Origin of the sequence: Streptomyces albidoflavus (assembly GCF_000719955.1) — a bacterium.
Taxonomy (GTDB): domain Bacteria; phylum Actinomycetota; class Actinomycetes; order Streptomycetales; family Streptomycetaceae; genus Streptomyces; species Streptomyces albidoflavus.
The window spans coordinates 121,966-148,620 of sequence record NZ_JOII01000002.1 but is presented as its reverse complement, the minus strand read 5'-3'; the positions used below and the strand labels follow the sequence as shown (position 1 = coordinate 148,620).

Genomic DNA, 26,655 nt, shown 5'->3' with positions numbered 1-26,655 from the left:
CCGCCGACCCCTTCAGCCCGCCCCGGCCAGCGGTTAGACTCCCCGCCGTGTCCGCAGAGCCAGCGCCGCGCCGCGAGACCGTGACCGGCGAACCCCGGCGCGTGCACCGGCCCCAGCGCCCCCACACCCGCTGGGAGATCGACGAACAGACCACCCTCGGCGCCGCCTACGTCCGCTCCCTGATGCGCGGCCAGCTGCGCACCGGTCTGGCCGCCTTCGCCGTCCTCGTCCTGCTCCTCGCCACCCTGCCGCTCTTCTTCGGCGCCCTCGGCAGCGCCACCGTCGTCTGGGTCGTCCTCGGCTTCGCCGCGTACCCCGTCCTCGTCCTCCTCGCCTGGTGGTACGTCCGCCGCGCCGAGCGCAACGAGAGCGACTTCGCCCGCCTCGTCGAGGGTGCCGAGCACCGCGGTGGCCCGTGAACCCGGCCTACGCCATACCGGCCGTCGCCGTCGTCGTCCTCGCCACCGTCCTGATCGGCGGCTTCGGCCTGCGCCTGTCCCGCACCACCTCCGACTTCTACGTCGCCTCCCGCAGCGTCGGCCCCGGCCTCAACGCCGCCGCCATCAGCGGCGAGTACCTCTCCGCCGCCTCCTTCCTCGGCGTCGCCGGACTGCTCCTCGTGCACGGCCCGGACATGCTCTGGTACCCGGTCGGCTACACCGCCGGCTACCTCGTCCTGCTCGTCTTCGTCGCCGCCCCGCTGCGCCGCTCCGGCGCGTACACCCTCCCCGACTTCGCCGAGAGCCGGCTGGAGTCACGGCAGGTGCGGCTGCTCGTCTCGATGTTCGTGGTCGGCGCCGGCTGGCTCTACCTCGTCCCGCAGCTCCAGGGCGCCGGGCTGACCCTCTCGCTGCTCACCGGCGCGCCCCGCTGGCTCGGCGGCGCCGTCGTCGCCGCCGTCGTCATCCTCGCCGTCGCCGCCGGCGGGATGCGCTCCATCACCTTCGTGCAGGCCTTCCAGTACTGGCTCAAACTCACCGCGCTGCTCGTCCCCGCCTTCTTCCTGCTGCTCGTCTGGCACCGCGACGGCGGCGCCGCCCCCTCCTTCCCCGACATCCCGGCCGCCCTGCTCGGCGGCGCCGGCGCCGACCAGCCGCTCGCCACCAGCCGCGCCGCCCACCCGCTCTACGCCACCTACGGGCTGATCTTCGCCACCGTGCTCGGCACCATGGGCCTGCCCCACGTCGTCGTCCGCTTCTACACCAGCCCGCACGGCCGCGCCGCCCGCCGCACCACCCTGATGGTCCTCACCCTGGTCGGCTTCTTCTACCTCCTGCCGCCCGTCTACGGCTGGCTCGGCCGCCTCTACGCCCCCGCCCTCAGCCAGGCCCACGACGCCGACGCCACCGTGCTGCTCCTCCCGGGCCTCATGGTCGGCGGCGTCGGCGGCGACCTCCTCGGCGCCCTGGTCGCCGGAGGCGCCTTCGCCGCCTTCCTCTCCACCGCCTCCGGCCTGACCATGGCGGTCGCCGGGGTGCTCAGCCAGGACGTGCTGCCCTCCCGGGGGGTGCGCCACTTCCGGTTCGCCACCGTGCTCGCCATGGCGGTGCCGTTCGGCGGGACGATCCTGGTCAGCGGCGTGCCCGTGGCCGACGCCGTCGGCATGGCCTTCGCCGTCTCCGCCTCCGCCTTCTGCCCCCTGCTCGTCCTCGGCATCTGGTGGCGGCGGCTCACCCCGCCCGGCGCCGTCGCGGGGCTCCTGCTGGGCGGCGGCTCCTCGCTGCTCGCCGTCGGCCTCACCGTCGCCGGGGTGGTCCGCTCCGGCTGGCTGCACACCCTGCTCGCCTGGCCCGCCGTCTGGTCGGTGCCGGTCGGCTTCCTCACCATGGTCCTGGTCTCCCTCGCCACCCCCGGCAGCGTCCCGCCGCACACCAGCGCCACCATGACCCGGCTCCACCTCCCCGAGGCCCTCACCGTCCGCCGCCCGCCCCCGCCCGGCGAACCCGCCCCGGGCGTACCGCCCGCCCGCCGATCCCGCGTCACCGGAGGCGGCCCATGAGCTCCACCGCCGTCCTGCTCGCCCTCTGCCCGCTGCTGCTCGCCGGCGGCTTCCTGGCCGGCCGCCGCACCGCCCACCCCGCCGGCCGCAGCGACCTCGGCAGCCCCGTCGAACGCGCCACCTTCGAGACCCTGCACACCGCCTCCCTCGCCGCCCCGCCGCTGCGCGCCGGGCTCACCGAGGACAGCGCCCGCAAGGCGGCCCGCCGGCTGCGCTCCCTGCTCGGCACCGACGCCCTCTGCCTCACCAACCGCTCCACCGTGCTCACCTGGCACGGCACCGGCGAACACCACGCCAGACAGGTCCTCGACCGGCTCGCCGAGGTGCTCGACACGGGACGCACCGCCGCCTTCGACTGCGGCTGCCACGCCGACGACTGCCCGCTGCGCTGGGCCGTCGCCGCCCCGATCGTCGTCGACCACCGGGTGCTGGGCGCCCTCGTCGCCTACGCGCCCCGCGAGTCGGCGGTGCTGGCCCGCGCCACCGACGAGGTGGCCCGCTGGGTCTCGGTCCAGCTGGAACTGGCCGAACTCGACCGCTCCCGCACCCGCCTCATCGAGGCCGAGATCAAGGCGCTGCGGGCGCAGATATCCCCGCACTTCATCTTCAACTCGCTGGCCGCCATCGCCTCGTTCGTCCGCACCGACCCCACCCGGGCCCGCGAACTCCTCCTGGAGTTCGCCGACTTCACCCGCTACTCGTTCCGCCGCCACGGCGAGTTCACCACCCTCGCCGACGAACTCCACTCCATCGACCAGTACCTCGCCCTGGTCCGTGCCCGCTTCGGCGACCGGCTCTCCGTCACCCTCCAGATAGCCCCCGAGGTCCTCGCCGTCACCCTCCCCTTCCTCTGTCTCCAGCCGCTGGTGGAGAACGCCGTCAAACACGGCCTGGAGGGCGCGGTCACCCGCAGCCGCATCACCATCACCGCCCAGGACGCGGGCGCCGAGGCGGAGGTGGTCATCGAGGACGACGGCGTCGGCATGGACCCCGACCGCCTCCGCGCCCTCCTGCGCGGCGAGGGCGGCCCCTCGGCAGGCGTCGGCCTCCTCAACGTCGACGAACGCCTGCGCACCGTCTTCGGCGACCCCTACGGCCTGGTCATCGAGACGGCCCGGGGCGCCGGCACCCGCATCACGGTCCGCATCCCGAAGTTCCGCGCGGGAGTGCACTCCTCGCCGCCGGAGGCGGGGGAGTAGACCGGCCCTTCCGCCCGCTGGGGCTGCTGGGGCGAACGGGACCCTGACGTCGCCGTCGTCCGGGGCTTCCCGGACGAGGCCGCGCGGGAGCGGTGGCGTCGTCGCTACGGGCCGTGCGCCGACGCAGCCGGCGTGCTTGCGTTCTGGCTGCCACCGGTCTTCGGCGGGCGGGGGGTGCCGGACGCCTACGCGGCCGAGCTGATCGCCCACTACGGCGCGCGGCGGGACGAGCTCGGACCCCTCCTCAGCCTGAGGCGGCCTCGTACGCCTGGCGGAGTTGTTCGGAGGCGCTGGGGCCCGTGTGGTTCTCGCGGGGGACGCCGAGGTGGATCTCGCGCAGTTCGGCCATGAGTTCGGCGACGAGGTGCGGGGAGTCGGCGAGGACGCGGGCGCGCACCGCCAGGCGCGGGGTGGTGGGCCGGTGCCGTAGCCCCCAGGTGCCGAGGGCGACCATCACGGGGAGGGTCTTGATGCCGGCCTCGGTGAGGGTGTAGGTACCGCGCTGGCCGCGCCGGGCGGCGTCGTCGCGGGTGAGCAGGCCCGCCTCGACGAGCCGGCGCAGGCGGGCGGCGAGGACGTTGGAGGCGATGCCCTCCTCGTTCCGGGTCATCAGCTCGCGGAAGTGCCGCCGCCCGCCGAAGATCACGTCACGCAGCACGATCAGCGTCCACGGGTCGCCCAGCACCTCGACCGCGGCGTTGATCGCACACCCCGAACGGGGTTCCTCGCGCATCGCGTACCTCCTGACTGATTGCGACTCGCAACTCCTGATCGTAAGCTGCGTCAACCAGTTGCGAATCGCAAGCACTCAGGAGAGTGGACCCATGGCCAGGGCGCGCGTGCACAACTTCCATGTCTCTCTCGACGGCTACGGCGCCGGCGAGACGATCACGCTGGAGAAACCGATCGGGGAGGCCCAGGGGCTCTTCGCGCCGTTCGACGGGCGGTTCATCGACGGCCTCGGCGGCGTGGACGCCCCGATCACCCTCGACCGCGCCCTCACCACCACCTGGGGCCAGGGCATCGGCGCCGAGATCATGGGCCGGGGGAAGTTCGGCCCGCAGACCGGCGCCTGGACCGACGACGAGTGGCGCGGCTGGTGGGGCGACGAGCCCCCGTTCCGTACGCCCGTGGTGGTGCTCACCCACCACCGGCGCGACCCCCTCCACTTCGACAACGGCACGAGCTTCCACTTCCTCGACGCGACGCCCGAGGAGGCGCTGGCCCGCGCCGTGGAGCTGGCGGGCGGCCTGGACGTCCGTATCGGCGGCGGCCCCACCACCATCCGGCAGTTCCTGGCGGCGGACCTCGTCGACTTCCTGCACCTGGTGACGGTGCCCCTCACCCTCGGCGCGGGGGTCTCGCTGTGGGAGGGGCTGGCGGGGGTGGAGGACCGGTTCACCGTCGAGTCGGTGACCTCGCCGAGCGGTCTCACCCACCAGTTCTGGAACCGCGTCACCTCCGGCTGAGGCCGTTCCCGCCCGGCGGCTCAGAACAGGTGGATCGCCAGGTGCCCCAGCGGCAGCCCCAGCCGCCACGCCGGGGTCCACACCTGGGGCTGCTCCGCGTCGGGCAGGGCGGCGGCGCCGGGGACGGCGTCCAGGTCGGGGGCGAGGAGTTCGGTCTCCTCCAGCCACCGCCAGGCGGCCCGCGCGAGGCGCAGGTCCGCGTCCTCGGGGCCGCGCGCCGCCCGCTCGGCCAGCCGCCCGGCCACCCACTCCTTCCAGGGCTGGTCGTACGCGGTGAGGGCGAGCCAGGTCTCCAGCTCGGTGACGACCCGGATGCCCGAGAGGGCGTCCTCGGTGTCGGCGAGGAAGACGGTGAGGGCCAGCGCCTCCCGGCCGGCCCGGAACTCGAAGGTGGTCGGCGGCATCAGGTCGCCGGTGCGCAGCAGTTCCTCCGCGATGTACTCCGCGTAGAACCACGCCATCGGCACCGCCGTGCCGCCGGTTCCGCCACTCCCGTCCGTGCCGGTCCCGCTCTCGTACCGCATGCCGTCCTGCCTTCCTCCGGTCCGCGTCCCCGCCGCCCGGGCCGGTGGCCCACGAGGGCGGACAGGGACAGCCGATTACCGCGAGGGGCCACCCGGCAAGGCGCTTTGCCGAGGTTTGACCGAGCGTACGGTTTCAGCGCAGGTCGGTGGCGTATCCCGGCAAAACCCTGCGCAGCGCCCGCAGCGCGTAGTAGGCACGGGACTTGACGGTGCCGACCGGGATGCCGAGCACCGCCGCGGCCTCGGCCACGCTGGCACCGCGGAAGTAGACCTGGTGCAGGACGGCCCGGTGCTCGGGGCTGAGGGTGCGGACGGCCTCGCGTACGTCCAGCGTGGCCGCCGAGCGTTCGGCGTGGTCGGCCGCCACCCGGGAGTGCTCCAGGACCGCGTCGCCCACCTCGGCGGGGCGGGCCCGCCGGGCCCGGCGCGCGTCGATGGCCAGGCGCCGGGCGACGGTGTACAGCCACGGCCGGATCGAGCTGTAGTCGGACCGCAGCGCCTCCGGGTGCTGCCAGACGCGGACGAACGTCTCCTGGACGAGGTCCTCCGCGCGCTGGCGGTCGCCGTCGGTCAGGCGGAGAAGGTAGGCGAAGAGGGCTCCGCCGTGTTCGTGCTGGAGGGCCGCGAGCTCCCGCTCGTGGGTGCGCGCCGCCGGAGCCTCGAAAGTGGTGTGGGTCACGGTGGTCATGGGCGTATGCCAACGCAGCGCGCCCGCGACCGACATACGCCGTGCACGGCTCTGCGGCGGGCGGTCGATGCTGTCGGTGAGTGGTGCGGCGAACGGGCGACCGGACCGGCGGCGCGCCCGGCCGGGTCAGGGGACGACCGTCACCGGCCAGCGGCCCGCCTTCACCAGACGGACCGCCACCGACCCGACGATGCGGTGTCCTGCCTGCTCGGAGGCGCCGACCACCACGGCGTCGGCGGTCAGCTCGTCGGCCGCCTGGACCAGACCGGAGTACGGGTCGCCGTGGAAGGTGTGGAACTCCCAGCGCACCTCGTAGAGGTCCCGCAGCCGCTCCGCCGAGGCGCGCACCTCGCGGATCAGGTCCTCCGCCAGGCCGTCGGGGGCCGCGGCCGGGACCGGCATGCCCATCGCCGTCCCCGCCATGACCACCGGCTGGACGTAGACGATGGCCAGCAGCGACTGCTGGCGGCGGGCGAGACCGGCCGCGTAGGCCGCCGCGCGCAGCGAGGGCGCCGACCCGTCGAGGCCGGCGAGGATCACCTTCGGCCCGTCCGTGCCGCGTTCGAACGAGGACGACTGGTGGCTGGTCACAGCCCAGAGGATAAGCGGTCGCGCCCGGGGCGGAGCGCGTCCCATCGGGTGCAAGTGCCCGGCCGTCCGGTGTGGGGGAGCGGCGGCGGCCCGCCCCACGTGCTTGTCATGAGATATGACGAACGACGCGCCTCTGGTCCCCCGAAGATTCCTGCTGCGGACCGCCGCGGTCCTCGGCGCCGCCGTCACCACCCGCCTGCTCACCGCCGACCCGGTCGCCGAACCGGGCGGCACCCTCCCGGCGGCCGGGCCGCCACCCGCCGCCGGGCCCGGCGCCGCCGTCCCCGCCCACCCCGACCACCGGCTGCGCCCGCTGGCGGGGTACGCCGCGCCCGGGACGGCCCGCCGCCTGCCCACCCCGGTACGGACCAAGCCCGTGCTGCGGATGCCGGGGGCCGCCCACCCCATGGTGCTGACCTTCGACGACGGGCCCGACCCGCGCTACACACCGCCCATCCTCGACCTGCTCCGCCGCCACCACGTGCGGGCCACCTTCTTCGTCTGCGGCGAGATGGCCGAGAACCAGGGCGGGCTGTTGCGGCGGATGGTCGACGAGGGCCATGTGATCGGCAACCACTCCTGGTCGCACCCGCTGCTCACCCGCGCCTCCACCGCCGTCGTCCGCGCCGAGCTGGAGCGCACCAGCGAGGCCGTCGAGCGCGCCGTGGGCCGGCCCCCGCAGTGGATGCGCGCCCCCTACGGCGCGTGGAACCGCCGGGTCTTCCGGCTCGGCGCCGAACTCGGCATGGACGCCTTCGCCTGGACCGTCGACTCGCTGGACTGGAAGGAGCCCGGCACCCGCACCATCATCGACCAGGTGCTCGGCGGCGCCGGCCCGGGCGTCATCGTGCTGGCCCACGACGCGGGCGGCGACCGCTCGCAGACGGTCACCGCGCTCCGCACCTGGCTGCCCCGGCTCCTCGCCGACGGCCACCGCTTCACCGTGCCGGTGCGCGGCGAGGTCTGACGCCGCGTCGGGCCCGCCTCAGGTCACCGCGCCGAGGCGGGCGAAGACGACCACGTTGGCGTCGTACCCGCCGGCGGGCCGGTAGGTGCCGCCGCAGGTGATCAGCCGCAGTTCGGGCCGGCCGGTGTCCCCGTACACCCGCCGGGCCGGGAAGTCCTTCTTCGGCACCACGTCCACGCCGTACACGGTGAAGACCGCCGCCCGCCCGTCGGCGCGGGCCACCTCGACGCGGCCGCCCTTCTCCACCGCGCCCAGGCCGTGGAAGACGGCGGGGCCCTCGGCCCCGTCGATGTGCCCGACCAGGACGGAGGTGCCCCGGGTGCCCGGCGCCGGGGAGCCGGTGAACCAGCCCGCCGGGTGGGGTGCCCGGGCCGGCGGCGGGTCGATCCAGCCCGCCTCGTCCAGCCCGACCGGGCGCACCGGCGCGTCGACCCCCGCCCCCGGCACCCGTACCCGCACCGCCGGTGAGGCGGGCAGTGCGGCGGGCGCGGCACCGGCCGCGGCGGGCGGGGCGGCGGGGGAGCGGGCGCCGGTGGAGGCGGGCGGGGCGGGCTGCGGCGGGCCGCTGTCGAACTCGCCCGAGCCGTTGCGGATCAGGGCCAGCCCGGCCAGCAGCAGCAGGACGAGGATGCCCCAGGGCGCGGGCCACGACGGTGGGCCGAGGCGGTCGAAGGGCCGGGGTTCGGTCATGGCGGCTTCCCCTCTCGACGCGGCCGGACGGGCCTGTCGCCACGGTAGGCGCGGTGCGTGGGGGCGGCGACAGAGCGGGGGCGAACGGGTGGTGGGGCGCGGGTGCCGGTTCGGTCGTCTGACGGGGCGTCGTGATCGCCGACGAGGCGCGCCCGACGTGTCCCTGACGGGCGCTCACCAACCGGAATCCCGATGCTGACGCTCCGCCACACCGTGTGTCCCTCCGGCCGGGCGCGCCCATCCGGGTCGTCGCGCCGGGCGGGGCGGAACGGCTGTGAGCTGGGAGAACCGTACGCGTCGGGGGTGTTGTCCGGCGTGTCGGCCGGTGGGCGGGGCGGGCGCCGACATGCGGGTGGCGGCGGGCGGTCCGAGGGTCTCCCCTGGGAGGCGCTGCCCGCCGACCGACCGGGGGACCGCCCCCGGGGTGTCTCCCGCGGAGGTCCCAGATGCGTACTCCCCGTGCCCGCACGGCCGCCGCCGCGTGCGTCCTGCTGGCGCTGGCGGCCCCGTCGGCCGCCGCGAACAGCGGCACCGGCACCGGTACCGGCAACATCGTCGTCGCCCCGGCGGTCACCACCCGGGACGAGCCGGTGACGGTCACCGTCCACGCCGCCTCGTGCCGTACCGGCTCGGCCTCCTCCCCGGCCTTCGGCGAGACCCCGCTGACCCCGCAGGCGGACGGGGCCGGGGGCCGCGCCACCCCGGCCGTCGCCCGCGACGTGGCACCCGGGAGCTACGACATCACCGTCACCTGCGAGGACGGCCGGTCCGTCACCCGCACCGCGGCCTTCACCGTCATCAACGGCGCCGTCCGCGGCGGCGACGGCCCCGCGCCGTCCGAGGGCACCTCCACCGCCGACCTGGTCATCGGCGGCCTCATGGTGGCCTCCGCCCTGATCGGCGGCGGGGTGCTCTGGCTGCGGGGCGAGGGCAGGGAGGACCGCCCGGCGGGGTGAACCGCCTGCGCCGTCAGCGGTCCAGGTGCGGGAACAGCTCCAGGAACGGCTCGGCCGAGGTCGCCACCCCCCGGCTGTACGGCGCGTCGAAGTCCCAGATCAGGAAGAGCAGGAAGGCGATCAGGGCGGAGAAGAGCCCGGCGAGGATCAACTCCCGGGCCGTCCGCCGGATCTGGAGGGCGAAGATCATCCCCAGGGTCACCAGCCCGCCGGTGATCAGCCCGAACCAGACCACGGCCGGCATGGTCGCCTCGGTGCTGTCGGCGCGGGCGCCACGTGCCTGGTCCGCCGCCATCACCTGGTCCATCAGCGGCTGGTACGCCTGCGCCTCGAACTCGTCGGCCGGTTCGTAGTCGGTGACGGCGTGGCGGACCCGGTCGAGGAGCCGGGCGCCCTCGTCGGTGAGTTCACCCCGGTCGGCCATCGACTGCCACTCGGTGGTCGTGACATGGCCGACATAGGCGTCGACATCCGCCCGGATACGGTCCCGGACGTCCGCCGGGTAGATGCGCACGCGCTCCGAGACCTCGTGCAGCGCCTGGGCCTCGGCGCGGACGTGGTCCTCCGCCGCGTTCCGGGCCTCCCAGACACCCGCGATGGCCAGACCCAGCACGATCGCGTAGACCACGCCGATCATCATCGTCATGTACTCGATGACGTCCGGCGTCTCGCTGGGGTCGTCGTCGTCCCCGACGCGCCGGTGGCGCAGGGTGGTCACCAGCACCACGACAGCGCAGACGGCCGCCATCGCGAGAGTGAGAACAAGCCATTCCGACATGGGTTCCTCCGGCGGTCAGCGAGGCCGCAGCGCGGCGACCGCGAGGACCGCGGGTGCCGTGATGAGCAGGGTGAGCGAGACGAGCGAGGGGCCGTGCCGGGGCTGCGTGCGCCGGGCCGGCGGGCGGTAGGCCGGGTAGACCACCGGCTTCACCGAGGGGCTGGGCGACGCCGACGGGGTCGGGGACGGCTCCGGGGTGGGCGTGGGCCGCGGTTTCGGCGAGGGTGGGGGCGGCGCGGGCGCGGGCGGCGGGGGAGCCGGCGGCGCCGGGCGCGCCGGAGGCTCGACCGCCTTCGGGGGCTCGGGCCTGGGCGCCGGGGCGGGCGGTGGTGGCGGAGGCGGGGGCTCGGGCGCCGGAGGCTTCGGCGTCGGGGTGGGGGCGGGCGTGGGCGGGAGCGGCCCGGCCGAGCAGTCGCCGTCGGTGGAGACTGAGACGTTGCTCTCCCCGTCGTCGCCGATCGAGGCGTAGCCGCAGTCGGAGGCGTGGGCGGGCGGAGGCGCCGTCAGCAGCCAGGCCAGGCAGGCGACCGCCACCAGGCAGAACGGCCGGAGCAGCGGCCGGAGCCCGGGCGGGCGTAAGGGGGCGGCCGGCCCCCGCGCGGATGCGTACACGCCTCGGATCATGGGCCGCCCGCACCCGCCGCACGCGTCGGCCGGGAGTGATTGGTCCGATCGGGTGGTTCCGGAGCGTAAGCGTTTACCCGGAGGCGGGGGTGGACCGGTAACGCTCGGCACGTGTGTCCCGCACCGGTCCCGTCCGGGTGTCCTCGATCACGTGCCACTGGTTCCGGAATTCCCGCTTCCGGTGTTCCGTCGATGCGCCGGGCGTGGGCCGGCGGGGAGATTTCCCTTCAAGGAATCCCCGGATTTCTGCGGTACCTGGTCCAGGTTTTCTTCTTTTCGCCCACCCGTGCCGCGCGTTCCGCACCCGCCCCGCACTTGAGTCCCGGGGGCTTCGGGGGACATGATCCACCCTGCCCCCACAGAGCCGCTGTCGCAGGCTGTGACTGAGAACGGACGGTCAATTTCCGCTTCAGCTCGCTGTATTGGCGGGTGATCAGTAGCCTCTGCCCGAAACACCGGCTGTCCACCTCTGGGAGACATTGATGGAGCGTCCCGCCTGGGCGCCGCGAGGTATCGACATCACGGTGCCGAGCGTGTCCCGCATCCATGACTACTACCTGGGCGGTTCGCACAACTTCGAGGTCGACCGGGAAGCCGCCCGGCAGGCGGTGGGCTTCCTCCCCGGACTGCCGAAGTTCGTCCAGGCCGACCGCGCCTTCACCCGGCGCGCGGTGCGCTGGGCCGTCGGCCAGGGCGTCACCCAGTTCCTGGACATCGGCTCCGGGATCCCCACCCACGGCAACGTCCACGAGACGGCCCGCGCCGCCGATCCCGGCGCCCGCGTCGTCCTCGTCGACCACGACCCGGTCGCCGTCGCACACAGCCGCACGGTCCTCGCCGGTGACGAGCGCGCCGGCGCCTTCGCCGCCGACCTGCGCCGGCCGCGCGAGATCCTGGAGCACCAGGTCACCACCGAGGTGCTGGACCTGACCCGGCCGGTGGCCGTCCTGCTCGTCGGCGTCCTGCACTTCGTGGACGACGCCGACGACCCGTACGCGGCCGTCGCCCAGCTGGTCGAGGGGCTCGCCCCCGGCAGCCTGCTGATCCTCACCCACGCCGCCTTCGACGCCGTCCCGGCCGGCGAGGAGGGTGTGCGCGGCGCCGTCGAGGTCTACCGCTCGGTCCGCGCCCCGCTGGTGGAGCGCTCCCGCGAAGGCATCGCCCGCTTCCTCGACTCCGTCGAACTGGTCGACCCGGGCCTGGTCCCGCTGCCGCGATGGCGCCCCGAGAGCGACGTCGACGACGAACACCCGTACGCCTTCTCGGGCTTCGGCGGCGTCGGGCGCGCCGCGTGAGCGCGCGGGCCGAGGCGGAGGACCGCCTGCGCCGGTTCGCCGCGATCTGGAGCCGCGCCGTCTACCCGGTGACGACCACCTCCCGCACCCGCGCCGAACTGGAGGAGCAGCTCCTGCCGCTGGCCGGCCGGCTCAGCGAGGCGCTCACCGACCGCACCCTGGAGTCCGAGGCCGGGCAGTACGCGGGCGCCGCCCTGGTGGACGCCCACTGCACCGATCCCGAGGCGCTCAGCCGCAGCCTCGACGTGGTCGACTCCTACCTGGTGCTGTACTGCGGCGCCGACGGCGACCGCGAGGAGCAGCGCGCCCGGTGCGCCCGCCTCCAGCACCGGATGGCCGCCGGGTACGCCCGCGCCCTGCGCGACCGCACCCTCGCCGAACAGGAGTCCGTCGCCTGCGCGGCCCTCGACGCGCGCAGCGCCGTCGCCGAGGCGCTGCACGACAGCGAGGTCCGCTTCCGCGCCGTCTTCCAGGGCGCCGCCATCGGCATCGCCATCGCCTCGCTGGACGGCCGGGTGCTGGAGGCCAACGACACCCTGGTCCGCATGTTCGGCGGCCTCGGCCACCCGGTCCGCCGCAACCTCACGGAGTGGGTCCACCCCGACGACGCGCCGCACGTCTGGAACCTCTACGGCGAACTGGTGCGCGGCGAGCGGGAGAGCTACCGCGTGGAGAAGCCCTTCTTCCGCAGCGACGGCACGGTCCTGTGGACCAACCTCACCGTCTCCCTGCTCCGCGACGCCGACGGCGAACCCCAGTACCAACTGGCGCTGCTGGAGGACACCACCGAGCGCCGCCTGCTCCACCTGCGCCTGCGGTACGAGGCGACCCACGACGCGCTCACCGGGCTGCCCAACCGCACCCTCTTCTTCGAGCGGCTGGAGAAGGCCGTCACCCGGCCCGAGGGCCGCTTCTCCCTCTGCTACCTGGACCTGGACGGCTTCAAGACCGTCAACGACAGCCTCGGCCACGCCGCCGGCGACCGGCTCCTGGTCGAGGTCGCCGACCGGCTCCAGTCCTGCGCCACCGCCCCCGGCGAGATGGTCGCGCGACTCGGCGGCGACGAGTTCGTCGCGCTGACCACCGACCCGCGCGACGAACCGGGCCACAGTGAGCTGGCCGGGCGCATCCTCCAGGCGCTGGAGGCCCCGATCAGCATCGACGGCCGCGAACTGCTGGTCCGCGGCTCCATCGGCGTGGTCGACGGGCCGACCGGCGAGCGCGGTCCCGCCGAGGTGCTGCGCAGCGCCGACATCACCATGTACCGGGCCAAGTCGGCGGGCGGCAACCGCTTCGAGCTGGCCGACCCGGAGTCCGACGCCCGCGCCATCACCCGGCACGCCCTGACCACGGCCCTGCCGGCCGCGCTGGAGCGGGGCGAGTTCTTCATCGAGTACCAGCCGCTGGTCCACCTCGGCGACGGCAGCGTGCGCGGCGCGGAGGCGCTGGTGCGCTGGGCCCACCCGCAGCACGGGGTGCTGGGGCCCGACCGGTTCATCCCGCTCGCCGAGCACACCGGGCTCATCGTGCCGCTGGGCCGCTGGGTGCTGGAGGGGGCGGTCCGCCAGGCCCGTCGCTGGCAGGGCACCGACAACGGCCCGGTCCGGATCAACGTCAACGTCTCCCCGATGCAGCTCCACCACCCCGGCCTGGTCGCCGACACCGTGGACATCCTGGAGCGGGAGGGGCTGGAGCCGGGCGCGCTCTGCCTGGAACTCACCGAGTCCGCGCTGATAGGAGCCGACGACGACCTGCTCAAGCCGCTCCGGCGGCTGGCCGAGATGGGCGTGGACATCGCCCTGGACGACTTCGGCACCGGCTACTCCAACCTCGCCAACCTCCGCCGGCTGCCGGTGAGCGTGCTCAAGCTCGACCGGTCCTTCACCCGGGGGATGCAGCAGTACCCGGCCGACCCCGTCGACCGGAAGATCGTCGAGGGGATCGTCGGGCTCGCCCACAGCCTGGACCTCTCGGTCACCGTCGAGGGCGTGGAGACCGGCGCCCAGGCGGACGCCCTGCGGGAACTGGGCTGCGACACCGCCCAGGGCTGGTTCTACGCCCGTCCGGGCCCGCCCGACCGCCTGCACACCCTCGACCTGGTGGACGCCGTCGGCTGAGCCCGGACGTGGGAGACCGGGGCGTTCGCCGCCGGCCAGGCCGTGCGGCGGTGCCAGGCCGCCGCCGGATTCCGCGGACCGCTGATCCCGCCGGCCTATGGGCGCCCGGCGCCCGCCCCTACGCCGCCGGTTCCCGTACCGTCCCCGTCGTCTCCAGCAGCATCCGCTGGAGCTCGCGGGCGGCGCGGGGCGGGTCGACGTCGCCGCGCCGGGCCAGGCCGATGGTGCGGTGGAGGCCGGGGGAGGCGAGCGGGGTCACCTGGACGTCCTGGCCGGCCCGGGTGGCGACCATGCGCGGTACCACGGCGTGGCCGAGGCCGGCGCGGACGAAGCCGAGGACCGCGTCCATCTCGCCGCCCTCCACCGCGAAGGTGGGTTCGAACCCCTCGGCCCGGCAGGCGGAGACGGTCAGTTCCCGCAGGTCGTAGCCGTGCCGGAACATCACGAGCCGCTCGCCCGCCAGATCCGCGATGCGCACCGGATGGTGTCCGCCGGGGGTGGGCACGTCCCGGCCGGAGACGACGACCAGGTCCTCACGGAGCAGTTCGGTGGTGAGCAGCGCGGGGGAGGGGGTGGGCAGCGGCAGCACCACCAGCGCCAGGTCGAGGGCGCCGCGCGCCAGCTCGCGGACCAGATCGTGCGAACCGTTCTCCTCGATCATCAGCCGGATGCCCGGATAGCGGTCGTGGTACGCGCGCAGCACGTCCGGCAGGAGCCCCGTGCACAGGCTCGGGGTGGCGCCGAGGCGGACCCGGCCGCTGCGCAGCTGGACCAGCTCCTGCACCTCGTGGCGGGCGGTGTCGGCGTCCGCGAGGATGCGCCGGGCCAGCGGCAGCAGCGCCTCCCCGGCGTCGGTCAGGGTGATGTTCCCCCGGGCACGCAGGAAGAGGTCGGCGCCCAGCTCCCGCTCCAGGGCCCGGATCTGCTGGGAGAGGGAGGGCTGCGCCACGTGCACCATCTCGGCGGCCCGGGTGAAGTGGCGGGTCTCGGCGACGGCCACGAAGTAGTGGAGCTGCTGGAACTGCATACCGGTACATTACACCCGAATAGTCTAAGCCTATGGAAATGAACTGTTCCATGTCTTGGACCTCTCGGGTCTTCCGGCCCTACCGTCATGCTCATGGCTCTGGCAACGAGGACGGACCGACGGCCGTCCACGATCCGCACGCTCTGGGACTCGTCCGTCGGCAAGAAGACCGTGATGGCCGTGACCGGCCTCATCATGCTCGGCTACCTGGTCGCCCACATGGCGGGCAACCTGAAGATCTTCTTCGGACCCGGTGACTTCAACGGCTACGCCCACTGGCTGCGGACCATGGGCGAGCCGGTCCTCCACTACGAGTGGGCGCTGTGGATCGTGCGGTTCGTGCTGCTGGCCGCCGTGATCCTGCACGCGGTCTCCGCCGCGCAGCTCAGCCGCCGCGACATCAAGGCCCGCCCGGTCAAGTACGTCCACAAGCGGCCGCGCGCCAGCTACGCCACCCGCACCATGCGCTGGGGCGGGATCATCCTCGCCCTGTTCATCGTCTGGCACATCCTGGACCTGACCACGGGCACCGTCCACGCGGGCGACTTCCAGCACGGCCAGGCGTACCAGAACGTCGTCGGGACCTTCTCCACCTGGTACGGCAACACCATCTACATCGTGGCGATGGTCGCGCTCGGCCTGCACATCCAGCACGGCTTCTGGAGCGCCGCCCAGACCCTCGGCGCGGGCAGCAGGAACCGGGACCGGCTGCTGAAGACCGTCGCCAACGTGCTGGCCCTCGTCCTGACCCTCGGCTTCATCGCCGTACCCGTCGCCGTCATGACCGGATTGGTGAGCTGACCCATGGCTGACACCGACTACACCCGCTACACCACCGGCGAGCCGGTCACCGACACCAAGGCGCCCGCCGGACCGGTCAACGAACGCTGGGACACCCGTCGCTTCGAGGCGAAGCTGGTCAACCCCGCCAACCGCCGCAAGCACACCGTGATCGTCGTCGGCACCGGCCTGGCCGGCGGCTCGGCCGGCGCGACCCTGGCCGAACAGGGCTACCACGTCGTCCAGTTCTGCTTCCAGGACTCGCCCCGCCGGGCCCACTCGGTCGCCGCCCAGGGCGGCATCAACGCGGCCAAGAACTACCGCAACGACGGCGACTCCGTGCACCGCCTCTTCTACGACACGGTCAAGGGCGGCGACTTCCGCGCCCGCGAGTCCAACGTCCACCGGCTCGCCCAGATCTCGGTCGAGATCATCGACCAGTGCGTGGCCCAGGGCGTCCCCTTCGCCCGCGAGTACGGCGGCCTGCTCGACAACCGCTCCTTCGGCGGCGTCCAGGTCTCCCGCACCTTCTACGCCCGCGGCCAGACCGGCCAGCAGCTGCTGCTCGGCGCGTACCAGGCGCTCTCCCGGCAGATCGGCGCGGGCACCATCGAGATGCACCACCGCACCGAGATGCTCGACCTGGTCGTGGTCGACGGCAAGGCCCGCGGCATCGTCGCCCGCGACCTGGTCACCGGCCGCATCGACACCTACTTCGCGGACGCCGTCGTCCTCGCCACCGGCGGCTACGGCAACGTCTTCTACCTGTCGACCAACGCGATGAACTCCAACGCGACGGCGATCTGGCGGGCGCACCGCAAGGGCGCGTACTTCGCCAACCCCTGCTTCACGCAGATCCACCCGACCTGCATCCCGCGTACCGGCGACCACCAGTCCAAGCTCACCCTGATGAGCGAGTCGCTGCGCAACGACGGCCGGATCTGGGTGCCCAAGGCCAAGGGCGACCAGCGCCCGCCGGACCAGATCCCCGAGGACGAGCGCGACTACTACCTGGAGCGCATCTACCCCTCCTTCGGCAACCTCGTCCCCCGCGACATCGCCTCCCGCGCCGCCAAGAACGTCTGCGACGAGGGCCGCGGCGTCGGCCCCGGCGGACAGGGCGTCTACCTCGACTTCGCCGAGGCCATCGAGCGGATGGGCCGCAAGACCGTCGAGGCCAAGTACGGCAACCTCTTCGACATGTACCAGCGGATCACCGACGAGGACCCCTACCAGGTCCCGATGCGGATCTACCCCGCCGTGCACTACACGATGGGCGGCCTCTGGGTCGACTACGACCTCCAGACCACCATCCCCGGCCTCTTCGCCATCGGCGAGGCCAACTTCTCCGACCACGGGGCCAACCGCCTGGGCGCCTCCGCGCTCATGCAGGGCCTCGCCGACGGCTACTTCGTCCTGCCGTCGACCATCAACGACTACCTCGCGCGCAACCCGCACACCGAGGACGTCTCCGCCGACCACCCGGCCGTCCAGGAGACCGTCGCCGACACCCAGGACCGCCTCAACCTGCTGCTCTCCGTGGACGGCGACCGCACCCCGGACTCCTTCCACCGCGAGATCGGCGAGCTGATGTGGGAGTACTGCGGGATGGCCCGCACCGAGGACGGGCTGCGCACCGCCCTCGCCCGCATCCCCGAGATCCGCGAGGAGTTCTGGCGCCGCATCAAGGTTCCCGGCACCGGCGAGGAGTTCAACCAGTCGCTGGAGCGCGCCAACCGCGTCGTCGACTACCTGGAGCTGGCAGAGCTGATGTGCCTCGACGCGCTGCACCGCGCCGAGTCCTGCGGCGGCCACTTCCGCGTCGAGTCGCAGACCCCGGACGGCGAGGCCGCCCGGCGGGACGAGGAGTTCTCCTACGCCGCCGCCTGGGAGTTCGGCGGCACCGGCGAGGCGCCCGTCCTGCACAAGGAAGACCTGGTCTTCGAGTACGTCCACCCCACCCAGCGGAGCTACGCATGAAGCTCACCCTGCGCGTCTGGCGGCAGAAGAACGCCGACGAGCCCGGAGCCATGTCCACCTACCAGGTGGACGACATCAGCCAGGACATGTCCTTCCTGGAGATGCTCGACACCCTCAACGAAGAACTCACCCTCAAGGGCGAGGACCCGGTCGCCTTCGACCACGACTGCCGCGAGGGCATCTGCGGCGCGTGCAGCCTCGTCATCAACGGCGACGCGCACGGCCCGGAGCGGACCACCACCTGCCAGCTCCACATGCGCTCGTTCTCCGACGGCGACACCATCGACATCGAGCCGTGGCGCGCCTCGGCCTTCCCGGTCATCAAGGACCTCGTCGTCGACCGGACCGCCTTCGACCGCGTCATCCAGTCCGGCGGCTACATCTCGGCGCCCACCGGCACCGCCCCCGAGGCGCACGCCACCCCGGTGCCCAAGCCCGACGCCGACTACGCCTTCGAGAACGCCGAGTGCATCGGCTGCGGCGCCTGCGTCGCGGCCTGCCCCAACGGCTCGGCGATGCTCTTCACCGCCGCCAAGGTCAGCCACCTCAACGTCCTCCCGCAGGGCGCCCCGGAGCGCGAGTCCCGCGTGCTGGACATGGTGGCCACCATGGACGCCGAGGGCTTCGGCGGCTGCACCCTCGCCGGGGAGTGCGCCACCGCCTGCCCGAAGGGCATCCCGCTCTTCTCCATCACCAACATGAACAAGGAGTGGCTGCGCGCCACCCGCAAGAGCGGCAAGCGCTGACCCACCCCCTAGGCAGACGGGACCGGCCGTGGTGCTCAACCCTCCGGTCCCGTCCCGTGTCCCGCGCCCCTTCCGGCGGGCCACCCCGAGAGCCCCGTCACCGTCCCGGCCGGTCGGTGACGGGGCTCCCGTGCGTCTGCCCCGCCTCAGCCCCCGCCCGCCGGGACGATCCCGGCGAGCCGCGCCAGGCGCCGGTACGAGTCCAGCAGACCCGCCCGGTCGTACGTACTGGTCGTCACCAGCACCTCCTGGGCCCCCGTCGCCTCGATCAGTCCGCCCAGCCGCTCCACGACCTGCTCCTCGGTGCCGTACACCCCGCCGTCCAGCCCCTTCTCCAGCAGGCCCCGCTGCCGCTCGGGCAGCTCCATCGCCTCGATCCGGGCGGCCGCCTCCAGGGGCGGGAAGGTGCCGTGGGTGCGGGCGTGCGACATCGCCCACGCCTCGGGGAGCAGCAGGCGGCGGGCGGAGTCCTCGTCCCGGGCGAGGGCGACCTCGCCGGAGACCACCACGTAGGGTGCGGCCGCCCAGGGGCCGGGCCGGAACTCCTCGCGGTAGGTCCGCGCCGCCTCGGCGAGCTTCTCCCGGCGCGGACCGCCGATCACCAGCGGCAGCCCGGCCGCGGCGGCCGTCCGCGCGCCCGCTCCGGTGGCCAGGACGAAGGCGGGGACCCGCACGGCGTCGGCGGGGCGGGCCCGCAGGCCGGAGGGGGCGGGTCCGTCGAAGTAGCCGAGGAGTTCGGCGAGTCGTTCGGCGAAGGCGTCCGCCTCCTCCTTGCCGCGCCCCAGCGCCTTGCGGACCCCGTCGGTGAAGCCGACCGAACGCCCGAGGCCCATGTCGATCCGGCCCGGGAAGAGCGACTCCAGCACCCCGAACTGCTCGGCCACCACCAGCGGCTGATGGTTGGGCAGCATCACCCCGCCGGTCCCCACCCGGACACGGGAGGTCGCCGAGGCCACCGCCGCCGCCAGCACCGTCGGCGCGGAGCCCGCCACCCCCGGCACCCCGTGGTGCTCCGCGACCCAGAACCGGTGGTACCCGAGCGCCTCCGCCTCGCGCGCCAGCGCCACCGTGTCCCGCAGCGCCTCACCGACCGGCCGGCCCTCCCGCACCCGGGACCGGTCCAGGACCGAGAAACGGACCCCGGGAAAGGGCCCCGTACCCGGCGAGGCCGCGGTGGCGGGGGAGGGGGCTGGGGGGCTCACGGGGCCGGTCACGGTACTCACCTCCGCTGCAACGCCGCGCGCCGGGCGCGCGATTCCCCCGGGGGTTACCGTGACCCGGTGACCGAGCCGCGCCCCCTCGCCGTCTTCGACCTCGACGGCACCCTCGCCGACACCGCCCACCGCCAGCACTTCCTGGAAGGCTCCCCGCGCGACTGGCGGGGGTTCTTCGCCGCCGCGCCGGACGACACGCCGCTCTTTGAGGGGGTCGCGCTGGCCCGTGAGGCCGCCGCCGACTGCGACCTGCTCTATCTGACCGGGCGTCCGGAGCGGTGCCGGGCCGACACCGAGGAGTGGCTGCGGGCGCACGGGCTCCCCGAGGGGCCCGTGCGGATGCGCCGCGACCACGACCGGCGCCCGGCCGTACGCACCAAGCTGGAGGCGTTGCGCGGACTGCGGGCCACCCGCACCGTGCGGATGCTCGTCGACGACGACCCGCTGGTCCTGGCGGAGGCCGAGCGGGCCGGGTTCACGGTGGTGGAGGCGGACTGGGGGCGTACCTCCGCGGAGTTGCGCGCGGGCCAGGAGAGTGAGGGCCGGACCTGATCCGGTCCGGCCCGCTGCGGCGGGGCGGCCGGGCGTCAGCCGCCGTCGGAGCCCTCCAGGCGGAAGCCCACCTTCAGCCCCACCTGGTAGTGGGCGACCTGCCCGTCGGCGATGGCGCCGCGCACCTGGGTGACCTCGAACCAGTCGAGGCCGCGCAGGGTCTGGGAGGCGCGTTCGATGCCGTTGCGGATCGCCTGGTCGACGCCCTCGGGCGAGGTGCCGACGATCTCGGTGACGCGGTAGACGTGATCGGACATGGCGTACGTCCTCCTAGCGGTACGAGTGTGCTCCCCGAGGCGGGTGTCGTCACCCAACCGTAATGGGCGGATTCGCCCTCAGCCTCTTGACCACCGATTTGGTCTATACCAGGGTGGTGCGTACACCCGTACGAGCGCGTGCGCTGCCCCCACACGTCGGGACCTGTCTCCCTCCTGTCCTCAGGCAGAAAGCGACCCACGTGAAGACCCGCTGTACGACCCTTGTCGTGTTCCTCGCCTCCGCCTCCCTCCTGACGGGCTGCGGACTGCTCCCCGGTGGCGACGACCGCGAGGAGGTCACGCTCTGGCTCATGAAGGGCAGTGCGACGGCGGGCTTCGTCGAGCGGTTCACGAAGGAGTTCGAGAAGGAGCACCCCTCCCTGAGCCTCAAGGTCGAGATCCAGGAGTGGGGCGGCATCACCGGGAAGGTCGACGAGGCGCTCAAGTCCGACGAGCACGACACCGCGCCCGACGTCATCGAGGTCGGCAACACCCAGGTCGCCCAGTACGTCGACGGCGGCGGCCTGGTCGACCTGACGCTGGAGTCGATGCGCGACCTCGGCATGGACGACTGGCTCCCCGGCCTCGCCGACCCCGGCCGGTTCGGCGGCTCCCAGTACGGCATCCCCTGGTACGCCGCCAACCGTGTCGTCATCTACAACAAGGACGTCTTCGCCGAGGCCGGCGTCAGCAAGCCCCCGAAGACCCGCGATCAGTGGCTCGCCGACACCGCCAGGATCAACGACTCCGGCAACCAGGGCATCTACCTCGCCGGCCAGGACTGGTACACCCTCTCCGGCTTCATCTGGGACGAGGGCGGCGACCTCGCCAAGGAGTCCGGCAACATCTGGGAAGGCACCCTGGACACCCCCGCCGCCCTGCGCGGCATGGACTTCTACCGGCAGCTCCAGGAACTGGGCAACGGCCCGAAGGACGCCGACGAGGAGAACCCGCCGCAGGCCGAGGTCTTCGCCAAGGGAGACGTCGGACAGATCATCACGGTCCCCGGCACCGCCCAGACCATCGTCGAGGAGAACCCCGCCCTCAAGGGCAAGCTCGGCTTCTTCCCCGTCCCCGGCAAGACCGCCGCCAAGCCCGGCGCCGTCTTCACCGGCGGCTCCGACCTGGTGGTCCGCGAGAAGACCGACAACCGCGCCGGGGCCGTCGAGCTGATCAAGGCGCTGGCCGGCGAGAAGTGGCAGATCGACCTCGCCAAGACGATGAACTACGTGCCCAACAAGACCACCCTCGCCGAGGCCGTCAGCGGCGACGAGGGGTCGGCCGCGATGGCCGAGGGCGCCGCGCACGGCCGGGCCACCCCCAACTCCCCGCGCTGGGCCGCCGTCGAGGGCGACAACCCGATCAAGGCGTACATGACCCAGGTGCTCACCGGCACCGACCCCGAGGCCGCCGCCGAGGCCGCCTCGAAGCGCATCACCAAGACGCTCGACCTGCGCACCCGCTGACCGCACGGCCGTACGCCCGGGGGAAGGAGATCCGTCCCCCGGGCGTACCGGCGCGTCAGGCCAGCGACAGCGACAGGGCGAACCGCCCCGCCCGGTCCGTCCACCAGCCGGCCGCCGTGAGCCCGGCCGCCGCCAGCTCCGCGCGGACGCCCTCCTCGCGGAACTTCGCAGACACCTCCGTACGCACCTCCTCGCCCTCGGCGAACTCCACCGCCAGATCCAGCGCCGGGATCTTCACCGTCGCCGCAGAGCGCGCCCGCAGCCGCATCTCGATCCACTCCCGCTCCGCGTCCCAGCGGGCCACGTGGTCGAAGCGGTCCAGGTCGAAGTCGGCGCCCAGCTCCCGGTTGACCACCCGCAGCACGTTCTTGTCGAACTCGGCCGTCACACCCCGCGCGTCGTCGTAGGCGGCGACCAGGGTCTCCTCGTCCTTCACCAGGTCGGTGCCGAGCAGCAGCCCGTCGCCCGGTGCCATCGACGCCCGCACCGAGGCCAGGAACTCCGCCCGCTCCCCGGGCAGCAGATTGCCCAGCGTCCCGCCGAGGAACGCCACAAGGCGTGGCCCCGGCAGCCCCTCGGGCAGCTCCAGCCGGCCGGTGAAGTCGGCGATCAGCGCGTGCACCCGCAGGCCCTGCCGTTCCCGCGCCAGGGCCTCCCCGGCCCCGCGCAGCGCGCTCTCGCTCACGTCCACCGGGACGTACGCCTCCAGGCCGGTGAGCGCGTCCAGCAGCAGCCGGGTCTTCTCCGAGGAGCCCGAGCCCAGCTCCACCAGCGTCCGGGCCGGGAGCGCCGCCGCGATCTCGCCGGCCCGGTCCGCGAGGATCTCCCGCTCGGCACGGGTCGGGTAGTACTCGGGGAGCCGGGTGATCTCCTCGAACAGTTCGCTGCCCCGCGCGTCGTAGAACCACTTGGGCGGCAGCGTCTTCGGCACCGAGGTGAGCCCGGCGCGGACGTCCGCGCGCAGGGCGGCGCCGGTGGCGTCCTCGGGCAGGGTGCGGGTGATGCGGAACGTGCTCACGCGGAGGGCTCCTTGAGGGGGAGGAGGGTGACTTCCCGGGCATCGGCGAGCAGCAGGGTGCGGTCCGGCACGGCCCGCCACCCCGGCTCGTCGTCGTAGGGCTCGGAGGCGACCACGCGGCCGCCGGCCGGTCCGGGACGGTGGAAGAGGGTGTCGCCCCAGGTGGTGGCGGCGATCGAGCGGCCGTCGGTCAGCAGCAGGTTGAGCCGGGAGCCGGGCGCGGCCGCCGCCACCGCCCGGACCGCCCCGCCGAGCGCGTCGCCCGGCCCCTCGCCACGCCGCAGCCGGTCCCGGACCAGCGCCCACACCAGGGCGGCGTCGCACCGGGACTCCAGCTCCAGCAGGGCCAGCGGCTCCAGCGAGGCGGCGGGCTTGGCCAGCGACTCCGGCCACCCGGCCACCGCCCCGTTGTGGCTGAACAGCCAGGGCCCGTCGGCGTACGGCGCGACCGCCGCCTCCGGGTCCGCGCCCGCCGCCGTCGCGTCACGGACCGCCGCCAGCAGGGCCGTACTGCGCACCACCCGCGCCAGATCGCCGAACGACGGGTCCGCCCAGATCGGGCCCGCCCGGCGGTAGCGCGCCGGGACCGGGTCGCCCGGCGCGTACCAGCCCAGGCCGAACCCGTCGGCGTTGACCGTGCCGTACCGCTGGTGGCGCGGCGCCCAGGACTGGCGGAACAGGCTGTGCTCCGGCGCCGAGACCAGCTCGCCCAGCGGCAGCGCCGGGCCCACGTAGGCCAGGTGACGGCACATCAGGACCGCCCCCGCCCGCTCACGCGGCGCCCTCGCCGGTGGCGGCGTCCCGGGCGGTGCGGAACCCGGCGAAGATCTGGCGGCGCACCGGCAGGTCCCAGTTGCGGAACGTGCCCCGGCAGGCGACCGCGTCCACCCCGAACGACCCGCCGCGCAGCACCTTGTGGGCGTCGCCGAAGAAGACCTCCGAGTACTCGCGGTACGGGAACGGCGCGAACCCCGGGTACGGCAGGAAGTCGCTCGCCGTCCACTCCCACACGTCGCCGATGAGCTGCCCGACGCCCAGCGGCGAACGGCCGGCCGGATAGGCCCCGGCGGGGGCGGGGCGCAGATGGCGCTGGCCCAGGTTGGCGTGGGCGGGGCCCGGGTCGGCGTCGCCCCACGGGTAGCGGCGCGCCCGTCCGGTGGCCGGGTCGAACCGGGCCGCCTTCTCCCACTCGGCCTCCGTCGGCAGCCGCCGCCCGGCCCAGCGGGCGTAGGCGTCCGCCTCGTACCAGCTGACGTGGACCACCGGCTCCTCGGCCGGTACCGGCTCCACCACACCGAACCGGCGCCGCAGCCAGGTCGTCCCCTCCCGCCGCCAGAACAGCGGCGCCCGCAGCCCGTGTTCGCGGACCATCCGCCACCCCGCCGGATGCCACCACCGCTCCTCGTCGTACCCGCCGTCGTCGAGGAACCGCAGATACGCCCCGCAGGTCACCGGGGCCGTGTCCAGCCAGAAGGCGGGCACGTCACGGCGGTGCGCGGGCCGCTCGTTGTCCAGCGCCCACGGCTCGGCCGAGGTGCCCATGGTGAACGGGCCGCCCGGCACCAGCGCCTCCGGGCCCGGCAGCGGCGCCTCCGGCGCGGGGCCGGGCGGCGCCGGGGCGTCCAGCACCGCCGGGCCGCGCCGCAGCTGATGGGTGATGAGCATCGTCTCGTCGTGCTGCTGCTCGTGCTGGGCCACCATGCCGAAGGCGAAGCCGGAGGCGGTCAGCCGCTCACCCTCCACCGGGGCCGCCGCCAGCACGTCCAGCGCCCGGCCCCGTACCTCCGCCGCGTACCGCCGTGCCTCCTCGGGAGCGAGCAGCGGCAGCGAGGGACGCTCGGCGCGCGGATGCTCGAACGCGTCGTACAGCGAGTCGATCTCGGGCCGCAGCGCCTCGCGCCCGCCCACCGCGCGCACCAGCCACAGCTCCTCCTGGTTGCCGATGTGGGCGAGGTCCCAGACCAGCGGGGACATCAGCGGGGAGTGCTGCGCCGTCAGGTCCGGGCCCTCCACGCAGTCGGTGAGCAGCGCGGTCCGCTCCCGCGCCGCGAGCAGCGCGGCCAGCGCCCGCTGCCGCAGCGCCTCGGGGCCGGCCGGGGGCTGCCCGGCGGCCTGCGGTGTGTCTGTGGACGAAGTCATGCCGGTGCGTCCTCTCCCCTGACCGTCCCGTGCGCGGGCGGCCCCTCGGCGGGCCCCCGGCCGGGGCGGATGTCCAGACAGGTGTCCAGGAAGTCGTCGGCGGGGCAGCGCCCCGCCCGCGGGTACCGCTCGGTGAACGCCGCCACCTGGGCGGTCAGCTCCTCGCCGGCGCCCAGGCGGGGCAGCGCCTGGAGCGCGGTGGCGAAGCAGGCCGTGGCCGCCTCCCGCAGCTCCGGGTCGGCGAGGCCCGAGCGGGCCGCCTCCTCCCACAGCGCGTTGTGCGGGGCCGGCCCGCCGGTGGCCCGCTCGGCCAGCGGTTTGACGATCCGGTACGCCGTCTCCGTCGCCTCGGCGTCGTCGAAGAGCGCGCAGGTCACCGCGAGGGGGACCCGCCACCCGTCCTCGCCGGGCTGCGCGTCGATCATCCGCAGCTCCAGGTGGCCGCGCGGGCGCACCGGCGGGAAGAGCGTCGTCAGGTGGTAGGCGAGGTCCTCCTCGGTGACCGGCCGGGGCCCCTTGCCGCGTACCCAGTCACGGAAGGTCAGCCCCTCGGGCGCGTCCCACGGCCCCTCCTCGGCGCGTACGCACATCACCGGGGCGTCCAGCACCCGCTCGGTCCAGGCGGCGCGGGGCTCCGCGTCCAGCGGCGGGGCGGCGGAGCGGCCGGGCTCGATCTCGGCCCACAGGGACTGCCGGGTCGACCGCCACCCGGTGAGCCGGCCCTCGTGGACGGGGGAGTTGGCGAAGGCGGCGACCAGCACCGGCCCCAGGAGATGGGCGAGGTGCCACCGCCGGTGGTGGCCCTGCGGCCCCGGCTCCTCGTACCCCGCGTCCAGGCAGACCTGGACCGAGGCTGAGGAGCGCATCATGTGCCGGCCGGCGGGTCCCGCCCGGTCGAGGTAGCGCTCCATCGCGTCGTAGCGCGGCTCCCGCAGCAGCCGCTCGCCGGGGAGGGAGGGTTCGGTGCCCAGTCCCGTCACCCGCAGGCCGAGGGCGGCCAGCGCCCCGCGCAGCACCACCATGTCGGCGGAGACCTGTTCCACGCAGACGGCCAGCGAGGGCGCGGGCGCGGAGCTGAGTTCGAGCTGGCCACCGGGCTCCACGGTGAACAGCGAGTTCAGCGGCAGGTCCTTGAGGACCGTGTGGGCCGCGCGCAGCCGGTCGGCGGAGACCTCGCGCAGCGGGTCGGCCGCGTCGTGCACGAGCCATTCCAGCTCCACCCCCACCTTGCGGGGCGGGCCGGTCTTGAAACAGATGCCTCGTACCAGGTCCGAGAAGGACTCCTCGCCCAGACCCGTTCCGGGAGGCGAGGTCCCGGGCCAGGCGGGCGCGCCGCCGTCGGGCGGGGGCGAGGAGGCGGACGAGGGGATAGACGACTGGGACATGGACGCACTCCTTGTGGGAGGACCGCCGTGGTGCACGGCGCTCCGCAGGCGGGCGCGCCGTGGTGTCACCCGTCCAGCCAAGACGCTCGGCGCGCATCGCACAACCGCGCCTCCCGGCCGGGCCGGTGATCCGGAAAAGGAGTTGTGCCCCGTAAATCCCGGCCGACACCATGGCACTCCCGGCCGCCGTGCCG

Annotated in this window: 27 protein-coding genes; 13 read left to right on the top strand and 14 right to left on the bottom strand. The window is 74.2% G+C overall.

What is annotated here, in order from left to right:
- Positions 1 to 47 precede the first annotated feature (47 nt).
- The 3 genes from IF45_RS0102425 to IF45_RS0102415 are packed head-to-tail and all read left to right on the top strand — an operon-like array spanning position 48 to position 3,198.
- Positions 48 to 419 (top strand): DUF485 domain-containing protein, encoded by a 372-nt coding sequence (locus IF45_RS0102425; RefSeq protein WP_003946740.1) that lies wholly within the window; start codon positions 48 to 50, stop codon positions 417 to 419.
- Positions 416 to 1,999: a sodium/solute symporter gene (locus tag IF45_RS0102420; RefSeq protein ID WP_030305197.1), complete on the top strand. Its 1,584-nt coding sequence runs from the start codon at positions 416 to 418 to the stop codon at positions 1,997 to 1,999. The genes IF45_RS0102425 and IF45_RS0102420 overlap by 4 nt, the downstream gene beginning before the upstream one ends.
- Positions 1,996 to 3,198: a histidine kinase gene (locus IF45_RS0102415; protein ID WP_003946738.1), complete on the top strand. Its 1,203-nt coding sequence runs from the start codon at positions 1,996 to 1,998 to the stop codon at positions 3,196 to 3,198. The genes IF45_RS0102420 and IF45_RS0102415 overlap by 4 nt, the downstream gene beginning before the upstream one ends.
- A 244-nt stretch (positions 3,199 to 3,442) precedes the next feature.
- Here the strand turns inward: IF45_RS0102415 and IF45_RS0102410 are convergent, their stop codons facing one another.
- Positions 3,443 to 3,931, bottom strand: a complete 489-nt coding sequence (locus IF45_RS0102410; protein WP_030305195.1) for a winged helix-turn-helix transcriptional regulator — start codon at positions 3,929 to 3,931, stop codon at positions 3,443 to 3,445.
- A 91-nt stretch (positions 3,932 to 4,022) separates the two neighbouring features.
- On the opposite strand from IF45_RS0102410, the gene IF45_RS0102405 reads away from it, so the two are divergent.
- Entirely contained in the window at positions 4,023 to 4,667 is a 645-nt protein-coding gene (locus IF45_RS0102405; RefSeq protein WP_008416865.1) for a dihydrofolate reductase family protein, read from the top strand.
- Between the two features lie 20 nt (positions 4,668 to 4,687).
- On the opposite strand, the gene IF45_RS0102400 is transcribed toward IF45_RS0102405, so the two are convergent.
- The 3 genes from IF45_RS0102400 to IF45_RS0102390 all read right to left on the bottom strand — a co-directional run bounded on the left by IF45_RS0102400 (position 4,688) and on the right by IF45_RS0102390 (position 6,470).
- A complete protein-coding gene (locus tag IF45_RS0102400; protein WP_030305193.1) occupies positions 4,688 to 5,191 on the bottom strand; it encodes a hypothetical protein in 504 nt (167 codons plus the stop codon).
- Between the two features lie 133 nt (positions 5,192 to 5,324).
- Positions 5,325 to 5,879 carry a sigma-70 family RNA polymerase sigma factor gene (locus IF45_RS0102395; RefSeq protein WP_030305191.1) on the bottom strand — a complete coding sequence of 185 codons (555 nt, stop codon included), beginning with the start codon at positions 5,877 to 5,879 and terminating at the stop codon, positions 5,325 to 5,327.
- A 126-nt stretch (positions 5,880 to 6,005) separates the two neighbouring features.
- Positions 6,006 to 6,470, bottom strand: a complete 465-nt coding sequence (locus IF45_RS0102390) for a universal stress protein (RefSeq protein ID WP_008416863.1) — start codon at positions 6,468 to 6,470, stop codon at positions 6,006 to 6,008.
- A gap of 115 nt (positions 6,471 to 6,585) precedes the next feature.
- Between IF45_RS0102390 and IF45_RS0102385 the strand changes: the two genes are divergently transcribed.
- Positions 6,586 to 7,437, top strand: a complete 852-nt coding sequence (locus tag IF45_RS0102385; RefSeq protein WP_030305189.1) for a polysaccharide deacetylase family protein — start codon at positions 6,586 to 6,588, stop codon at positions 7,435 to 7,437.
- Between the two features lie 18 nt (positions 7,438 to 7,455).
- Here IF45_RS0102385 and IF45_RS0102380 read toward each other — a convergent pair whose 3' ends face one another.
- Entirely contained in the window at positions 7,456 to 8,127 is a 672-nt protein-coding gene (locus IF45_RS0102380; RefSeq protein WP_030305186.1) for a class F sortase, read from the bottom strand.
- 446 nt (positions 8,128 to 8,573) lie between these two features.
- On the opposite strand from IF45_RS0102380, the gene IF45_RS0102375 reads away from it, so the two are divergent.
- Positions 8,574 to 9,083 carry a hypothetical protein gene (locus IF45_RS0102375; RefSeq protein ID WP_030305184.1) on the top strand — a complete coding sequence of 170 codons (510 nt, stop codon included), beginning with the start codon at positions 8,574 to 8,576 and terminating at the stop codon, positions 9,081 to 9,083.
- Between the two features lie 13 nt (positions 9,084 to 9,096).
- Here IF45_RS0102375 and IF45_RS0102370 read toward each other — a convergent pair whose 3' ends face one another.
- Positions 9,097 to 9,861, bottom strand: coding sequence for a bestrophin-like domain (locus tag IF45_RS0102370; RefSeq protein ID WP_093559706.1), 765 nt, complete (start codon positions 9,859 to 9,861; stop codon positions 9,097 to 9,099).
- 15 nt (positions 9,862 to 9,876) lie between these two features.
- Entirely contained in the window at positions 9,877 to 10,473 is a 597-nt protein-coding gene (locus IF45_RS33085) for a hypothetical protein (RefSeq protein WP_157846480.1), read from the bottom strand.
- Positions 10,474 to 10,967: 494 nt separating this feature from the next.
- Here IF45_RS33085 and IF45_RS0102355 point away from each other — a divergent pair, with 494 nt between their 5' ends.
- Together IF45_RS0102355 and IF45_RS0102350 are read left to right on the top strand one after the other, a co-directional pair.
- Positions 10,968 to 11,780 (top strand): SAM-dependent methyltransferase, encoded by an 813-nt coding sequence (locus IF45_RS0102355; protein ID WP_008416323.1) that lies wholly within the window; start codon positions 10,968 to 10,970, stop codon positions 11,778 to 11,780.
- Positions 11,777 to 13,897, top strand: a complete 2,121-nt coding sequence (locus IF45_RS0102350; RefSeq protein WP_018471071.1) for a putative bifunctional diguanylate cyclase/phosphodiesterase — start codon at positions 11,777 to 11,779, stop codon at positions 13,895 to 13,897. The genes IF45_RS0102355 and IF45_RS0102350 overlap by 4 nt, the downstream gene beginning before the upstream one ends.
- A 118-nt stretch (positions 13,898 to 14,015) precedes the next feature.
- Here the strand turns inward: IF45_RS0102350 and IF45_RS0102345 are convergent, their stop codons facing one another.
- Positions 14,016 to 14,924: a LysR family transcriptional regulator gene (locus IF45_RS0102345; RefSeq protein ID WP_008409625.1), complete on the bottom strand. Its 909-nt coding sequence runs from the start codon at positions 14,922 to 14,924 to the stop codon at positions 14,016 to 14,018.
- Between the two features lie 93 nt (positions 14,925 to 15,017).
- Here IF45_RS0102345 and IF45_RS0102340 point away from each other — a divergent pair, with 93 nt between their 5' ends.
- The 3 genes from IF45_RS0102340 to IF45_RS0102330 are packed head-to-tail and all read left to right on the top strand — an operon-like array spanning position 15,018 to position 18,430.
- On the top strand, positions 15,018 to 15,725 hold the full coding sequence (locus tag IF45_RS0102340; RefSeq protein WP_026048107.1) for a succinate dehydrogenase: 708 nt from the start codon (positions 15,018 to 15,020) through the stop codon (positions 15,723 to 15,725).
- Between the two features lie 3 nt (positions 15,726 to 15,728).
- Complete coding sequence (locus IF45_RS0102335; protein ID WP_003946725.1) at positions 15,729 to 17,684, top strand: fumarate reductase/succinate dehydrogenase flavoprotein subunit; 1,956 nt, start codon at positions 15,729 to 15,731, stop codon at positions 17,682 to 17,684.
- Positions 17,681 to 18,430 carry a succinate dehydrogenase/fumarate reductase iron-sulfur subunit gene (locus IF45_RS0102330; RefSeq protein WP_003946724.1) on the top strand — a complete coding sequence of 250 codons (750 nt, stop codon included), beginning with the start codon at positions 17,681 to 17,683 and terminating at the stop codon, positions 18,428 to 18,430. The genes IF45_RS0102335 and IF45_RS0102330 overlap by 4 nt, the downstream gene beginning before the upstream one ends.
- 146 nt (positions 18,431 to 18,576) lie before the next feature.
- Here IF45_RS0102330 and IF45_RS0102325 read toward each other — a convergent pair whose 3' ends face one another.
- Positions 18,577 to 19,644, bottom strand: a complete 1,068-nt coding sequence (locus IF45_RS0102325; RefSeq protein WP_030305175.1) for an MsnO8 family LLM class oxidoreductase — start codon at positions 19,642 to 19,644, stop codon at positions 18,577 to 18,579.
- Between the two features lie 66 nt (positions 19,645 to 19,710).
- Here IF45_RS0102325 and IF45_RS0102320 point away from each other — a divergent pair, with 66 nt between their 5' ends.
- Entirely contained in the window at positions 19,711 to 20,196 is a 486-nt protein-coding gene (locus IF45_RS0102320; RefSeq protein WP_030305174.1) for a phosphatase domain-containing protein, read from the top strand.
- A 35-nt stretch (positions 20,197 to 20,231) separates the two neighbouring features.
- Here the strand turns inward: IF45_RS0102320 and IF45_RS0102315 are convergent, their stop codons facing one another.
- On the bottom strand, positions 20,232 to 20,453 hold the full coding sequence (locus tag IF45_RS0102315) for a dodecin (RefSeq protein WP_008409618.1): 222 nt from the start codon (positions 20,451 to 20,453) through the stop codon (positions 20,232 to 20,234).
- Between the two features lie 200 nt (positions 20,454 to 20,653).
- On the opposite strand from IF45_RS0102315, the gene IF45_RS0102310 reads away from it, so the two are divergent.
- On the top strand, positions 20,654 to 21,919 hold the full coding sequence (locus IF45_RS0102310; RefSeq protein ID WP_440862112.1) for an extracellular solute-binding protein: 1,266 nt from the start codon (positions 20,654 to 20,656) through the stop codon (positions 21,917 to 21,919).
- Positions 21,920 to 21,974: 55 nt separating this feature from the next.
- Here IF45_RS0102310 and egtD read toward each other — a convergent pair whose 3' ends face one another.
- From egtD to egtA, 4 genes are read right to left on the bottom strand one after another with little or no spacing between them, the layout of a single operon-like run.
- On the bottom strand, positions 21,975 to 22,937 hold the full coding sequence (gene egtD, locus IF45_RS0102305) for an L-histidine N(alpha)-methyltransferase (protein ID WP_003946719.1): 963 nt from the start codon (positions 22,935 to 22,937) through the stop codon (positions 21,975 to 21,977).
- On the bottom strand, positions 22,934 to 23,689 hold the full coding sequence (gene egtC / locus IF45_RS0102300; RefSeq protein ID WP_010639581.1) for an ergothioneine biosynthesis protein EgtC: 756 nt from the start codon (positions 23,687 to 23,689) through the stop codon (positions 22,934 to 22,936). Before egtC ends, egtD begins: the two co-directional genes overlap by 4 nt.
- A gap of 19 nt (positions 23,690 to 23,708) precedes the next feature.
- The gene (gene egtB, locus IF45_RS0102295; RefSeq protein WP_030305173.1) at positions 23,709 to 25,076 is read right to left on the bottom strand and encodes an ergothioneine biosynthesis protein EgtB; all 1,368 of its coding nucleotides are present in this window, start codon (positions 25,074 to 25,076) and stop codon (positions 23,709 to 23,711) included.
- Positions 25,073 to 26,461: an ergothioneine biosynthesis glutamate--cysteine ligase EgtA gene (gene egtA / locus IF45_RS0102290; protein WP_030305172.1), complete on the bottom strand. Its 1,389-nt coding sequence runs from the start codon at positions 26,459 to 26,461 to the stop codon at positions 25,073 to 25,075. The genes egtB and egtA overlap by 4 nt, the downstream gene beginning before the upstream one ends.
- Positions 26,462 to 26,655 lie beyond the last annotated feature (194 nt).